The sequence below is a fragment of the Streptomyces sp. NPDC021093 genome (assembly GCF_044333135.1).
In the GTDB taxonomy this organism is placed as follows: Bacteria; Actinomycetota; Actinomycetes; order Streptomycetales; family Streptomycetaceae; genus Streptomyces.
In genome coordinates this window covers 1,014,630-1,028,474 of record NZ_JBIRQJ010000001.1, presented here as the reverse complement: position 1 = coordinate 1,028,474, position 13,845 = coordinate 1,014,630, and the positions used below count along the sequence as shown (strand labels likewise).

The 13,845-nt window shown below is 69.4% G+C and carries 14 protein-coding genes and 1 pseudogene; 9 read left to right on the top strand and 6 right to left on the bottom strand.

What is annotated here, in order from left to right; genetic code table 11:
- Positions 1 to 489 precede the first annotated feature (489 nt).
- Positions 490 to 618 (top strand): annotated as a pseudogene (locus ACH4SP_RS04595) (IS5/IS1182 family transposase); the annotation flags it as partial.
- A gap of 64 nt (positions 619 to 682) precedes the next feature.
- On the opposite strand, the gene ACH4SP_RS04590 reads toward ACH4SP_RS04595, so the two are convergent.
- Together ACH4SP_RS04590 and ACH4SP_RS04585 are read right to left on the bottom strand one after the other, a co-directional pair.
- Positions 683 to 1,492, bottom strand: coding sequence for a class I SAM-dependent methyltransferase (locus ACH4SP_RS04590; RefSeq protein ID WP_398409152.1), 810 nt, complete (start codon positions 1,490 to 1,492; stop codon positions 683 to 685).
- Positions 1,489 to 1,917 (bottom strand): GbsR/MarR family transcriptional regulator, encoded by a 429-nt coding sequence (locus ACH4SP_RS04585; protein WP_398409151.1) that lies wholly within the window; start codon positions 1,915 to 1,917, stop codon positions 1,489 to 1,491. The genes ACH4SP_RS04590 and ACH4SP_RS04585 overlap by 4 nt, the downstream gene beginning before the upstream one ends.
- A 224-nt stretch (positions 1,918 to 2,141) precedes the next feature.
- Here ACH4SP_RS04585 and ACH4SP_RS04580 point away from each other — a divergent pair, with 224 nt between their 5' ends.
- Positions 2,142 to 2,264, top strand: coding sequence for a hypothetical protein (locus tag ACH4SP_RS04580; protein ID WP_398409150.1), 123 nt, complete (start codon positions 2,142 to 2,144; stop codon positions 2,262 to 2,264).
- Between the two features lie 639 nt (positions 2,265 to 2,903).
- Here the strand turns inward: ACH4SP_RS04580 and ACH4SP_RS04575 are convergent.
- The 4 genes from ACH4SP_RS04575 to ACH4SP_RS04560 all read right to left on the bottom strand — a co-directional run bounded on the left by ACH4SP_RS04575 (position 2,904) and on the right by ACH4SP_RS04560 (position 6,995).
- Positions 2,904 to 4,253, bottom strand: a complete 1,350-nt coding sequence (locus ACH4SP_RS04575; RefSeq protein ID WP_398409149.1) for an RICIN domain-containing protein — start codon at positions 4,251 to 4,253, stop codon at positions 2,904 to 2,906.
- A 188-nt stretch (positions 4,254 to 4,441) separates the two neighbouring features.
- Positions 4,442 to 5,182, bottom strand: coding sequence for an MSMEG_1061 family FMN-dependent PPOX-type flavoprotein (locus tag ACH4SP_RS04570; protein ID WP_398409148.1), 741 nt, complete (start codon positions 5,180 to 5,182; stop codon positions 4,442 to 4,444).
- A gap of 48 nt (positions 5,183 to 5,230) precedes the next feature.
- The gene (locus ACH4SP_RS04565; RefSeq protein ID WP_398409147.1) at positions 5,231 to 6,169 is read right to left on the bottom strand and encodes a PDR/VanB family oxidoreductase; all 939 of its coding nucleotides are present in this window, start codon (positions 6,167 to 6,169) and stop codon (positions 5,231 to 5,233) included.
- A gap of 46 nt (positions 6,170 to 6,215) precedes the next feature.
- Positions 6,216 to 6,995, bottom strand: coding sequence for an alpha/beta hydrolase fold domain-containing protein (locus ACH4SP_RS04560; RefSeq protein WP_398409146.1), 780 nt, complete (start codon positions 6,993 to 6,995; stop codon positions 6,216 to 6,218).
- Positions 6,996 to 7,103: 108 nt separating this feature from the next.
- On the opposite strand from ACH4SP_RS04560, the gene ACH4SP_RS04555 reads away from it, so the two are divergent.
- The 7 genes from ACH4SP_RS04555 (at position 7,104) to ACH4SP_RS04525 (ending at position 13,842) form a co-directional block, all read left to right on the top strand.
- Positions 7,104 to 7,724 carry a TetR/AcrR family transcriptional regulator C-terminal domain-containing protein gene (locus ACH4SP_RS04555; RefSeq protein ID WP_398409144.1) on the top strand — a complete coding sequence of 207 codons (621 nt, stop codon included), beginning with the start codon at positions 7,104 to 7,106 and terminating at the stop codon, positions 7,722 to 7,724.
- Positions 7,725 to 7,746: 22 nt separating this feature from the next.
- Entirely contained in the window at positions 7,747 to 8,262 is a 516-nt protein-coding gene (locus tag ACH4SP_RS04550) for a hypothetical protein (RefSeq protein WP_398409142.1), read from the top strand.
- A 386-nt stretch (positions 8,263 to 8,648) separates the two neighbouring features.
- Positions 8,649 to 9,491 carry an SAM-dependent methyltransferase gene (locus ACH4SP_RS04545; protein WP_398409141.1) on the top strand — a complete coding sequence of 281 codons (843 nt, stop codon included), beginning with the start codon at positions 8,649 to 8,651 and terminating at the stop codon, positions 9,489 to 9,491.
- A 679-nt stretch (positions 9,492 to 10,170) separates the two neighbouring features.
- Positions 10,171 to 10,644, top strand: coding sequence for an NUDIX hydrolase (locus ACH4SP_RS04540; RefSeq protein WP_398409139.1), 474 nt, complete (start codon positions 10,171 to 10,173; stop codon positions 10,642 to 10,644).
- Between the two features lie 92 nt (positions 10,645 to 10,736).
- Complete coding sequence (locus ACH4SP_RS04535; RefSeq protein WP_398409137.1) at positions 10,737 to 11,759, top strand: Gfo/Idh/MocA family protein; 1,023 nt, start codon at positions 10,737 to 10,739, stop codon at positions 11,757 to 11,759.
- 74 nt (positions 11,760 to 11,833) lie between these two features.
- Positions 11,834 to 13,123: a DegT/DnrJ/EryC1/StrS family aminotransferase gene (locus ACH4SP_RS04530; RefSeq protein WP_398409135.1), complete on the top strand. Its 1,290-nt coding sequence runs from the start codon at positions 11,834 to 11,836 to the stop codon at positions 13,121 to 13,123.
- Positions 13,120 to 13,842: a methyltransferase gene (locus tag ACH4SP_RS04525; RefSeq protein WP_398409133.1), complete on the top strand. Its 723-nt coding sequence runs from the start codon at positions 13,120 to 13,122 to the stop codon at positions 13,840 to 13,842. The genes ACH4SP_RS04530 and ACH4SP_RS04525 overlap by 4 nt, the downstream gene beginning before the upstream one ends.
- Positions 13,843 to 13,845: the final 3 nt, after the last annotated feature.

The window sequence follows — 13,845 nt, the reverse complement described above, 5'->3', positions numbered from 1 at the left end:
TCAAGACGGCGACGAGGGCAGCACGAAGGCGCCGATCGGGCTGGTCACGACCCTCGAAGTGGCCTGTTCAGGGCCGTGGACTCCTGCTGTGTGAGTGCGGGCGGGGCACGGCCGTGCTGGTGGGGCGAGACGGCGAACTGCGGTTGCCGCTGAGGACGGGGGACACTCGGCAGGAGGCTCACCGTCATACCCGTCGAGGGAGAGGGCGGGAACGGCGGTGCCCTGTGTGTGGACATCACCCCGCGCCAGATCCGCGGCGTACGGGACATCACGGGCGTCACCGTCGACCGGGGCAGTCCGACCGCATTCTCGACCGTGAGTTGTCGGAACCATCTCCGCCAGGACGCTGTCCGTAAGTTCTACCTGCAGCAGCCCCTGCATTGCGGGGCCACCGTCCTGGGCCGGTGGCCCGTGCTGCTGCACGCCGTCCAGAACAGCGACGACAGGTCCCTGTCCTGGACGGCGTCCGCCACCAGCGTCACCGAAACGAAGGCCCGGGTCGAGCACGCCTGCGTCCGGATGAAGAACTGGAAGATCCTCCGCGACTGCCGCCGAGTGGGCCCAGGCCTCCACCACGCCGTCCAGGCCGTCGCCACCCTGCACAACCTCGCCCTCACCGCATGCAAACCGCATGCCCGAGCAGCCCAATGGCCTGCTCGCTCCCGCCCTTCTGCGACAACTTCTAGAAGCCGTACCGAAGTATGCGAGTGCCCTGCCGGGACAGCGTCGCCGACCCGGCCAGCAGCCGGGTGAGCGCGCGCACCGGCTGAGGAAAGCGGGCGACCTCCGGCGCGCGGGTCAGCAGCTGTTCCTCCACGAGGGTGAGCCCGGCGCCCCAGCCCTCCGGCTCACGCGCGTCGTCGAACCCCTGCGCGGCCGTGATGCCGAGCGCCCTGACCGACGGGTGGTAGCGCATCGCCCATGCCGCGAACCGGGTGTACCCGTTGAATACCAGCTCGCCGCTCGGCAGGTGGGCGGCGAGCGCACGGGCCAGCGAGGCGAACGAGCCGCCCGGCAGGAACGGCAGGAACCCGTCCGCGACCACGATCGTCGGCCGCCCGGTCGGCACCTCGGCCAGCCAGCCGTGCGCGGTCGCGTCCGTGCCGACGAGGTGCGTGCGACCGGGCAGCAACTCCCGTCGCAGGTCGACGACTTCGGGGAAGTCGACGTCGAACCAGTCGACGCCCGCTGGCGGGTCGCACCGCAACGCCCGCGTGTCCAGACCGGCGCCCAGGTCGAGCACGACGGCGTCCTGGTGCACCAAGGTGAACCGGCGGACCGCGTCGTCGAGCCTGCGGTTCCGCAGGGCGGTCCCCACGACGAGGCTGGGCTTCATCTTGAGCTTGGCGAAGTCGTACGTGCCCGTAAGCCGGTCGGCGACCTCGGCGGCGTGCCGGTCGTCGAGGATCCTGGTGGTCCTGGCGTCCACCGCCCGCGCATGGAGCGTGAGCAGCAGGGTCTCCTGCACGGGGGTGAGTCCGAGACGGTTCATGACGCTCCGTCCGCGATGTCGCGCAGCCAGGCGAAGGAGTCACGGGCGGACCGGATGCGGGCCTCGGCGGCCGGGCCGGCGATGGCGAGCCCGTCGTCGGCGATCGCGCCGAATGCCCCGAGGCTGTCGAGCTTGCGGCGGATGACCTTCTGCCAGGCATCGTCCTCGATGCGGTAGTACGCGGTCCGGTCTCCCGGTCGGCGTACCTTGCGCACCAGGCCGACCGTGGTGAGGATCCGCATGTTTCCGGTCAGAGAGGCGCGACTGGCCTGGATGGCGTCGGCGATGGCGGCCGCGGACTGCTCCGCCGGGTCACAGATCAGCAGCAGGCCGAGGATCCGGCCCGTGATGGGCGGCAGCCCCCACTCGTCGACGCAGAAGGTGGCCACTCGCTCCACCCATTGCTCATGCTGGTTGTTATCCACATTTCAATCGTGACTGAAACAACTGAATGCGTCAAGCAGGCGTGACCACGCGGGTACGTGCGCATGCTGAAGCGACCTCTGAACTTGTCGCTCATCGTCCCGGAGGACGTCCACCGGGAGGCGTTCGCGGAAGTCGCACGGTTCCGGTGCTGTGCTCTGACGGGCCGGTGCGAACCCCGGGCGATCTGGCGTTGCCGCCTGAACACCGGCGTGGACACGGTGCGTTGTACGGCGGGCTCCACCGCGGCCGCGTCGACGTCGCGGCGCTGGAAGTGGGTCGCACCTCGTGGACCACGCCGCTGGACGCGGTCCGGCTGGAGCCGGGTGCACGCGTCGCGGCCGGGTGATGTGCCGGCCCACACCATCGAGGGTCCACGACCCGCAGGGGGGCGTCCGCCCAAGCGCACGGCGTCGAGTTCGCGACCCCGAGGCCGCCGAACGATGGACCTGGCGGACCATCGCTGTTCACACGCAACTCCGCCTCGTGCGTGGCCCGGTCACCGGTTGTTGCCGCCACCCCTGGGAACGGCCGTCTCTGCCGAACAGGCCCACCCCGGCCCGGGTCAGACGGGGATTCAGAAACCCTCCGCATGGTGTGCCCTCTGCCAGTCCGTGCACCGCGCCCCGACCCACCAAGCCCGGCTCAGGCCGCAGCTCCTCAGTGGCCGTCGCGCCCACGCCCCGCCCGGGCCCCCAGCTCTCGTTCTCCAAAGCGGCCGGGCAGCCAACCCCGCCGTTGAGCCTGCTGCCCCAACTTCCGCAAGGCAGCCGGCAAGAACAGCGGAATCACGATGATCAGCGCAACGAAAGGACTTGTCAGTAGGCGCAGTATGCGCAGACAACGCACGGCGAGACCTGCACGTTCCATCCGCCAGATCGCCCTCTGGGGTGCAACTGCCCCTTCTCGGCGAACGTGCAGGTCATCGTCGACGCCGACACCCGCCAGGTGGTCGCCCCCGCTCGCACCCACCCTTGTGCAACAACTTTCAGTCCACGACGGGGTGCAGGTAGAAGGTCTCGTTCGGGGCGGGGAAGGGGCCGAACTGGTCGGGCCACTGGATGACCCAGGCGCCGTCGCCGGTCTGGTTGCGGTTGATGTTTGCGTAGAGGCCGGTGGCGTTGTTGCGCAGGAGGGTGAGGTTGGGGCGGGCGGCGTTGGGGTGTTCGAGGGTGAAGTTCTGGGTGTCGCGGGGGTATCCGCCACTGCCCGGTTCGCCGTCGCGGGGGTGGCAGTCCCAGACGTTGAGGTAGTCCCCTGGGCGGGAGCTCTGCCCGTTGGCGACGTCTAGGCATTTGTTGCTGGCCTTGCTGACGATGCGGTAAAGGGGCTTGCCAGAGGGGGAGTTGTAGCCGAGGGCTGCCAGGTACCACTGCTGGTTGGCGGCGCCGTTGGCGTGGTACTGGATGACGTGCGTGCCGTTGCTGGTCTGTCCGTTGTAGACGTCGAGCAGACGGTCGCTGTTGTCAGCGTGGATGGTCAGGTCGACGGGTTCGGCGGCGGCCTGGAGGGCGCCGAAGCGGATCGGCCAGTGGTCGCTGCCGTAGTTGGGGAGCACGGTGGCCTGCCAGCGGTCGGTGTCGACGTCGGAGACCAGGTAGTCGAGCTCGTTGCCGTTCTGCTGGGTGGCCTGGCCGCTGTTGTAGATGCGGGCGTCCGGGGGCAGACCGAGGCCGGGCAGGTTGGCCGGGTTGAAGTTGAAGTCGCCGAGTGCGGCCCACTCCAGGAAGCCGTTCGCGTCGGCGGCGTCCGAGATGCGGCGCAGCAGGGCACCGGCGTCGTTGGGGCGGCCGCCGTTGGAGGCGGCGTGGACGGAGGCGAAGAGGATGCCGTCGGCGCGGTTGACGACACCGAGCGCGGGCCGGTAGACGCCCGCGATGTTCAGTACGTTGTCGGGCTGCCAGGCGGTGATCATGCCGAGGCTGCGGCTGGCGGTGCGCAGGATGTAGAGGTGGCGCAGGGGGCCGTTGTCGCCCTGTACCCACAGGTAGTGCTCGACGCCGTTGATCTGGCCCTGGTAGTGCGAGCCCGCGGGTGCGCCGAGCGGGACTTCCTGGAGGGCGACGAGGTCGTGCGTACCGGCGAGGTTGTACGCACCTGCCCAGCGGGCCGGGCCGGCCTGCATGTTCCAGGACGCGACGACATGGCTGTCGGGGGCGGCGGCCTGCGCCGTGCCGGTGGCGGCGGCCAGGGTCGTGGCGGCGAGCAGCAGCGTCGCGAAACCGGCCAGCAGGGCACGTAATCGGCGGCCGGGGCGGCGCACCCGTCGCCTGTACTGCGGGGTGGACGCGTGCTCCGCCCGGGGTCTTCCCGCATCGCGGGGTCTGAAGGGATTCATGAGGGGACCTTGCCACTCGGAGGGGTCGAGAGGGAGGGCCTGTTAGGCCAACTCCGTTAGTTTGCAGGCCAGTTGACGGCGCATCGGATCGAAGAACGGACACAGGCTCGGCTCAGTCGGAGCGGTCCGAGTCAGTCGGAGCGGTCCGGGTCAGTCGGAGTGGTCCCGGTCAGTCGGAACGGTCCGGGTCAGTACAGGTGGTGCCGGTACTGGTTCTCGGCGAGCGTGGTGAGTTCGCCGAGCTTGTCGCCGAGGCTGTCGGCCATCTTGGCGGCGTTCTCCGCCACGTGCAGGGTGTAGAAGTTGCCGCCGAGCAGAACGGCCTCGGCGAGGTGGCGTGGATCGCCCTCCCACAGCCGTGAGCGGATCACGGCCTTTCCGCACTGGGAGAAGACCTCCCGGACGCGCACGACGGTCGCCAGCACGGCTGGTTTCCCGTCGGCGCTCAGCATGTTCAGCAGTTCGGGGTCGTCGCTGATGAACGCGTCGCCGTTCACCCGTACGACTTCCCGGAGCCCGGGAACGAGGAAGACCAGGCCCACCGCGGGGTTGCGGGCGAGGTTCTCGAAGGTGTCGGCGAGTTTGTTGCCCGGCCGGTCCGGGAGGGCCAGGGTCCACGGGTCCAGCACCCGCACGGCCCCCGGCGGATCGCCCTTGGGGCTGATGTCGAGGTGCCCGGCGTCGTCCGCCGTGGCGAGGCAGAAGAACGTACTGTGCGCGATAAACCTGGTGGTGAACTCGCCGAGGCGGTCTTCCTTCTTCGCCGCGATGAACGGCGACGGGTGCCCGATGATCTCCCGCACCCGCTCCATGCCGATGGGGCGGTAGTCGTCAGCAGCGGTACGGATGCCCTCGGCGGCGTTACGGGCGCACTTGGCAGCAGTAAAGGTGTCCTCGGCAGCGGTACGGGTGTCCTCGTGCAGGCTCATGTCGTCCCTCCGGAAGGTGGCGTGCCGTTCTGGGCGCGGGCGGGTGCCCTACACATCGAGGACGAGACGTTTGCCGCGCGCCCGGGACACACAGAGGTACATGCGGTCCCCGGCAGCGCGGTCCTCGACCGTGAGGATGTCGTCCCGGTGGTCGGGTTCGCCGTCGACCACCCGCGTCTCGCAGGTCCCGCAGACGCCCTCCCGACAGGAGCCGGTCACGGGCAGGCCCTCGTCCTCCAGGACGCTGAGGATGCTCCTGCCTGCGGGGACGGTGACCGTACGGTTCGACCGCGCGCACACCACCTCGACGTCGGTGTCGGGCCGGGTCGGCTTCGGACGCGGCCTGAACCGCTCCAGGCGCACCGAGCCGGGGGCCCAGTGCGCGGCCCGCTCCTCGATCGCGGTCAGCAGTGGCTCCGGCCCGCAGGCGTAGACGGCGGTTCCGGGGCGCGGCCGGTCCAGCCACTCGTCGAGCGGAATCCGGCCCGTCCGGTCCTTCGGGTAGAGCCGCACATTCTCCTGATGACCGCTCAGTTCGTCGAGGAAGGCCATCGAGTCGGCGGTGCGGCCTCCGTAGAGGAGCTGCCAGGGCAGGCCCCAAGCCGCCGCCTGCTTCGCCATCGCCAGGATGGGGGTGATGCCGATGCCGCCCGCGATGAAGAGATAGGCCCTCTCCTTCCTGAAGTGGAAGTTGTCCAACGGTCCGCGCAGCCGTACGGGCTGTCCCGGGCGGAGGAAGGCGTGCACGTACTCCGATCCGCCCCGGCCCGCGCGCTCGCGCAGCACGCCGATGCGGTACGAGTACCGGTCCTGCGGTGACCCGCACAGCGAGTACTGCCGTACGATCCCCGTCGGCAGCGCGAGCTCGACATGGGCGCCCGGCCGCCAGGACGGCAGCGGCTGCCCGTCGGGGGACGAGAACTCGACGGAGACCACACCGGCAGCCTCCCAGCGCACCTGACGCACCATCACCTGCAGCTCACGCACCTGACGTACCTTCACCTGCAGCTCAGGCAGAGCGACTTGGTTCGATTCAGCCATTGCCGCACTCCCGGACATCTCCGCGCTCCCTGCCTGCTCCCCGCTCCCTGCCTGCTCCCCGCTCCCTGCCTGCTCCGCGCCCCCTCCCTGCTCCGATCCCGTCGGCGAACGCCGCCGTCCAGGCGGAGACCGCGCGCCGGGTCACGCGGGCACCGGGGGCCAGCACGTTGAACATGCGCGGCATTCCGGGTGCGCGGGCCGGTACGGCGTATCCCGACCCCGGGTCGCCCCCTTGCAGGTAGCACTGCCAACCCGCCTCGGCAGCCTGGCGGTTGAAGAGCTTGGGGTCCGTGACCGCTCGCGTCGCCGCGGTCACCAGAACGCCCAGGGCCAGGGGCGACGCGTCGAGCCCCAGGGCGTCCGCCTGGTCCACGACCCAGTGCAGCGCGGCGTAGCAGTCGTCGAAGGCGGCGGGGTACGGGTTCTCCGGTGCGAGCCGGTAGTCGGGGGCGACGAAGGGGATGCCCAGTTCGGCGTCCAGCCGTCGGCACGTGGCGCCCTCCGCGTTCGGGCCACCCAGCACGAACCCGCCGCCGTGCAGCCACACCGCGACGGGCAGCGGGTCCGTACCCCTTGCGGCCGGGGTGCAGAGCCGAAGGCTCAAGGGATGCCCGTTCGCGAGGACGGCTCGGTCCTCGACGTCGATCGCGCTGTCCGACGTGCCGTCACCGCTGGCCGCACTCGCGGCCTCGCGCGCCGCCGGCAGGTCGGCGAACACGTCCACTTCGGGCAGCACCTCGCGGACGGGGAGGAACTCAGGATCCAGAAACACTGCGGACTCCTCTCTCTTGTCCACTGGACAATAACCATCCCTTATCCAGTGGACAAGGGATGGCGCCGTATATTGTCCGCCGGACAAGAAGGACCGTGAAGGAGCAGCATGGGCATCAGCCGATCAGCAGTCGTCGACGCCGCGTTGGAAGTGCTCGACGAGCAAGGCCTCGACCTGGTGACCATGCGCGCCGTCGCGGACCGGCTGGGCGTGCAGCACAACACCGTGCGCTGGCACGTGGACAACAAGCGCCGCCTGCTCGTGCTGATGTCGGACGCCGTCCTCGCCGATCTGGACGTCGCCGCCCTGCCCCGCCCGTGGGAGGACCGCGTCCGGGCCCTGGCGCGCTGGTGCCGGGAGGCGATCCTCGCGCGCCGTGACGCGGCCCGCCTGCTCGCCGGACTCGCCACGACGGAGGCGAACACCTACCGGTTCGGCGACACGATGATCCAGACCCTGCTCGACGCGGGCTTCTCGCCCCGCACGGCGGCCTGGGCGAACTGGACCATCTTCTATCTCGTCCTGGGCATCACGCAGGAGCAGCAGGCGTACTCGGCCGAGGCACACGAGCGCATGACGGAGTTCAACGACCCCGAGTACCCGGCCCTGAGCAAGGCCGCCCCGCACGTCGCCGCCGGCACCTTCGAGGAGCGCTTCGAGTTCGCGCTGAACATGCAAGTGGTCGCGCTGCGCGCCGAGTTGGACCGTACCAGCGACGCCCCGTCCTGACCCGACCCGCTTCCGGGACGGCGTGACGGCCGCCACCATCGTGGGAGGCGTCATCGCCGGGCTGGCCTGCGCCCCGAGCCTGCACGCCGCAGGATTTCGACCGCAGGTGCGGGAGGCGGCACGGACCATCGAGGCGGTCGGCGTGGGAATCGACCGCCGCCGCACGCCGTACGCGATCGCCTCGGGGCGGACAGCGTCCGCACCGGCCTGCTGTTCCAGCGTCCGCACCGGCCTGCTGTTCCAGCGCGCCGAGCAGTCGCCGGACGGCGTCCGGGCTCATTTCCTGGTCCGGGCCGGCGGCATGCCGGTGGCCGAGGATGCCGACGTGCTGATCGGCTCCGACGGCATCGACTCCGCCGTACGCGCCCGGTTGTACCCGTCCGAAGGGTCCGCGCACGGGAACGGCATCCTCATGTGGCGCGCGTCCGCCCCGCACCCGCACCTCCTCGACGGCAGTCGGATCCGCAGGTCCGGCGCCTCAGCACGGCGGAGGCCCTTGCGGGCCTGGCGGGCTGGAATCTGCCGTGGGTCGACCTGATGAAGCTGGTCGAGCGGTCGGATCGCAGTCCATCGTCGAGGCCACGGAGATGGCGAACAGTGACAAGGACCTGGCCCAGGCAACAGAACGTTCCGGTGATGGCTGTGAGGCCGTCTTCCGGGGTGGTGGCGCCGCAAGTAGATTCTGCAGAATGACGGCGAATCCGACATCGAACGCCGCGCTCCCAGGGGTTTTCCGTCGTGGCCCGGGCTCGACAGCACGAGGGCCACCACCAGGCAGGCGATGACGAAGCGGCCGTCGACCCGTGTCGCGATGCCGCACAGGGCCACGGCGAAGAACCGCGCGCCGAGTCCTCGGCCTCGGCGGTCATGCGGCAGATCCGGCCTCCTCACCAGCTGACACGCCCTCATGCTCGGGAGACATCGATGACCAACGACCCGTCCGCACACCACACCGTCCCGTCGTCACCGGACGCCGGCCGACTCCATGACGAGCAGACCGAGACCGCGGACGGCACGGCCGTCGACGGGAACATCCACGTCGGTTACTGGGACAGCGCCACGGACGACCGCTCCCTCAACGAAGCCACCGACCGGCTCACCGACCTCGTGGCGGGGCAGCTGGCCGCCGCACCCGGCGGGCGCCTGCTGGACGTCGGCTGCGGAACCGGACGGCCCGCCCTGCACATCGCCCGTGCCACCGGCGCCCGCGTGTCGGGAATCTCGGTCAGCAACGAGGACATCGACCTCGCCCGGACCCGGGCGGACGCCGCCGCCCTCGCCGACCGGGTGGACTTCCGGTACGCGGACGCCTGCACACTGCCCTTCGACGCCGCGTCCTTCGACGGTGCCTGGGCGATCGAGTCCATGATGCACATCCCCGACCGGACCGCCGCCCTCACCGAGATCGCGCGGACCCTGCGCCCCGGCAGTCCGCTGGTCATCACCGATGTGCTGCTCCGCTCGCCGGTGACCGGGGATGCTGCGGAGACGGTCCGCCAGACGTGCCGGGCGTTCGGGTCCCCCGGGTTTCCCCAACCGGCGGAGCTCCGCACGGCCCTCGACCGTGCCGGTCTGGAGGTGGTGGAGTTCACCGACATCGGAGAGCACGTCCGGCCCACCTACCAGGCGTTCGCCGATGCCTTCGCCGATGTCGCACCCTCCGCCGACGACCCCCATTTCGAGTTCTTCAACTCCACGCGCGCCCTTCCCCGGTTCGGTGCGCTCCCACAGATCGGCTACGTCTTCCTGGTCGCCCGCCGCCTGTGAACGAAGCACCCGCCCGGGGCCGGTGGTGACACCACCGGCCTCCGTCCGCACGTGGGCCGGAGTTCGTGGCCGAAGGGCAGTGCCACCGGGACCCGGCGAGTGGCAAATCCGGCCAACATATTCCACCGCGCGACGGCCGGCGGTGGCAGAAAAGAATGATCACTCAACGCGAAGTGCGCTGAAGAAGTCCCTCACCCGCCGAGCGGGCAGATCGGGTCGGCAGCGGCCAAGATTCGGTGCGGACTGCCGGAACGCCTACGTACGATTGGATATGCAACACCTGCCGCATCACGGCCTCAGCATATTACTTGATGTCGTGTCAAGGAGAAGTTGAGGCGTCCGAAGCCTTGTGTGAACCCATGCACAGCACAGGGTTCCAGGTAATACTCAGGACGGAAATCAGGCCCGGCGTCAAGCACGATTCGGCGACAAGTCGGGCTGCCTGAATCTTTCTTCGAACCGTTCGACTCCTTTTCTATTTTACCCGGAGCATGGCGCACGCGAAATCTACGTGCAGGTGAAACGAGGGAAGAATGGGCAGCTTGTTCCGCGAGAGACGGCGTACGGCTGCAGGTGCAGTCGGGGCCCTGATCCTGACTCAGTTCCTCCAGCAGCCCTCGCCGGCAGCTGCCTCGGATTCGCCAGCCGTGCGGTCCCCCGAGCCCGGTGAAAGGCTGACGTGACCGAGGCGAACGAACCCCGACGTGTGGTGGGCGCGCTGATCCGCGACCCGTACGACCGGATCTTCGTCCAGCGCCGCTCGGCCGACCGACGCCTCTTCCCCGGGTGCTGGGACGTCGTCGGCGGAGCGGTCGAGGAGGGGGAGACCCTCCTCGACGCGCTGCGCAGGGAGATCGCGGAGGAGACCGGGTGGCAGCTGCGCCGTGTCCTTGCCCGGGTGGCGCACGAGGAGTGGGCGGCGGACGGACTGCGCCACATCGAGTCGGACTACGTCGTCGAGGTGGACGGGGACCTCTCCTCGCCCGCACTCGAACGGGACAAGCACACCGAGTTCGCCTGGCTCGCGGCCGAGGAGGTCTCGTTGCTCGACGAGAACGCGCAGGGCAGCGGAAGCAACTTCATCAAGGGTGTGGTGACCGCAGCACACACCTGGCTCGCCGATGCTTCCGGGAAGAGCCGAAGAATTCCCTGAACCCCGTGCGGCCAAGAGTCCGATAAGGACATCCACGATCCTTTCCGGCTGCCCGCGTCATCCTCAGATCTTCTGCGAGGGGGATACTCCGCATGTCCAGTGACAGGTCGAAGAACGTGCGTCCGCGACCGCGAGTACTGGTGATCGGATTTGCTGGACATCAAGGAAAGGAGTATCTGCCGGTTGTGCGGCAGAATGCAGATGTCGTCGGCGGGGTCGACCCCGCCGTGGCAGCCTCATCACTCGCCGACGCATGGGGATTCCCGCATTACGACGCCCTCGGTGAGGCAATCGAAAAGGTCGACTTCGACGCCGCAGTGGTCACCGTGCCGCACAGTGAGCACTTCCCGGTCTGTATGAAACTCCTGGCGCACGGCAGTCATGTCATCAAAGAAAAGCCGTTCGCCGTCACCGAATCGGAAGCCCGGCAACTCATACACCTGGCGCAACGGGCCGACCGCAGCGTCTTCACGCTGCTGCAACGGAACTTCAACCCCGTGTTCCGGTTCGCCCAGGAGAACCTCGCGCGGATCGGGCAGCCCTACTGGTTCTCCTACGACTACCACTTCAACCTGGCCCATCCGACGACGGGTTGGCGCGCCTCCAGGGAACAGGCCATGGGCGGGGTGCTCCTCGACATGGGCTACCACCTCATCGATGTGCTCAGCGGAATGTTCCCCGCGCCCGAACCCCCTCGGGTGCACTCCGCCTTCGTGCACCAGTACCAGGAGATGCGGGACCGTCGGCTGGAGGATCTCGTCAGCCTCATGTGCAGCTATCCCTCCACGGGGTTGGCGGGCTCGCTGCGCATCTCCCGCCACAGCCACGAGAAGATCGAGCACCTCTGCGTGCTCGGTACGGAGGGCGCGTTGAACGTCGCTCCCGGGGCCGCCACCCTGCACGCCATCGGGGGGCTGCTGCTGGAGCGCTACACCTGGGAAGGCCCCAAGATCGACGCCGTGCGCTCCATGATCGCCCACTATCTGGGGCACCTGGACGACCACCGCTTCCGCCAGGACCACCTCCAGCGTCAACTCGCCGCCGTGCGCACGATCGACGGGATCTACCGGGACCGGTTGCGCGAGCAGAACGAGCTCGCCGGCCAGTGCGCCTGACCCCGTCCCCGTACGCGCGCCGGCCATGCCCGACGCGCCGGTCCCCAGCCTCACCGCGAAGACAGGAAGGACACATGACCATCGCCGAACAACTCGCCCTCCTCGGAGGCGCACCCGCCGTCGAACAGCCGCTGCCGCACGAGGTCTGGCCGCCTCCCGCCGACGAGGCGGAGCTGTCCGAACTGGCCGAGCAGCGGAACACCGACATCTCCATCAAGGGCAACAGCGGTCCCATCGGCCGACTTGAGGCCGACTTCCTCGCCTTCCTCAACCACGGAGCCCGCTTCGCGGTCACCTTCAACTCCGGTACCAGCGCCCTCTTCGCCGCCTACTTCGCGCTCGGTGTGCGCGAAGGCGTGGACGTCGTGGGCCCGGCGCTCACCTACCACGCGGCGCTGAGTCCCGTCTTCGCGCTCCGCGGTGACGTGGTCCTGGTCGACATCGACCCCGACACCCGAGGTCTGGACCCCGGCGCACTTGAAGCCGCGCTCACCGAGCACACCAAGGTCGTCACCGTCGTCCACCAGTGGGGCCACCCCTGCGACATGGATGCGATCCTGCGGATCGCCGAGCGCCACGGGCTGCGCGTTCTGGAGGACTGCTCCCACGCCCACGGCAGCCGCTACAAGGGCAGGCCCGTCGGTACCTTCGGCGACGCCGCGGTCTTCTCCCTCCAGGCCAACAAGGCCGTCTACGCGGGCGAGGGCGGCATCCTCGTCACGAGCGACCCCCAGGTGCACGACCGCGCCACTCTCCTCGGTCACTACCGGGACCGCTCCCGGGACGCCGTCCTCGACGAGGACCTGCGGGCACACTGGGTCACCGGCTTCGGGCTGAAGCTGCGCATGTCGCCGTTCAACGCCATCGTCGCCCGGCACGCGCTCGCGGCGTTCCCGGCACGCAAGGAGGCCCGGCACCGCTGTCTGCGCCACCTCGGCGGGCAGCTCGGCGACGTGGCCTACCTGGAGCCGGTGCACGTTGCCGACCACGTCGACATGGGCGCCTGGTACGGCTACAAACCGCTCTACCGGCCCGAGGCACTGGGCGGTGTCCCCCGCGCCGTCCTCATCGAGGCGCTGCGCGCCGAGGGCATGGAGGTGGGCGCCCCCTCCGGCCCCCGGCTGTCGACCCTGCCGCTCTACGCCCGCCAGGAGAACCCCCTCTTCCCCGGCACGTCGAAGAAGGGCATCGCACCGGAGACCGGCTCGCACGCCGAGCACGTCGAGAAGCACGCGCTGTCCCTGCCCACCTTCACCAACTGGCCCGAGGACAAGACGCTCATCGACCAGTACGCGGAGGCCTTCCGCAAGATCGGCCGTCACCGCGAGGCGCTCGTACGGTACGCGTCCGGGCCGAACCGATGACCCGTACCACCACCGGAGAGGCGGAGACGATGGTTTTCCAGGAGACCCCCGAGACCGTGGCCCAAGCCCTCCAGCACGCCCTGGCCGGTGACGACCTGCCGGACTCCTTCACCCTGCTGGGGCGGGAATGGAGCCTGCACCGAGGCGTCTTCCCCAGCACCCTGAGCGCCGCCACCGAGGTGCTGGCCTCGATCGTGCCCTATCCCGAGGGCGGCTCCTTCCTGGAGGTCGGCTGCGGTACGGGCGTCATCTCCGTGACCGCCGCCCTCAGCGGCTGTGCCTCCGTCACCGCACTGGACATCAACGACAAGGCAGTGGCCAACACGGCCGCCAACGCCGAACGGCACGGGGTGAGCGACCGGGTGCGCGTCCTCCACAGCGACATGTACGCGGCGCTCGAACCCACGGACCGCTTCGACGCCATCTTCTGGAACGTGCCCTGGACCTATGTGGAGGACGACTTCTCGCTCTCCACCGATCTGCACACCGCCGTCTTCGACCCGGGCTACCAGGGCCAGGCCCGGTACATCGCCGGCGCCCACGAGCACCTTGCCGACGGCGGAAGACTGCTGCTGGGCACGGCCGACCTCGGGGACCGCGAACGGCTCGACACCCTCGCGGAGAAGGCGGGCATGCGGGTCGAACTGCTGCGCCGCGTGCGCCGGATCGAGGAGGTCCGGGTCATGGAGTACCACATGCTCGAACTGCACGAGGAGTGATCC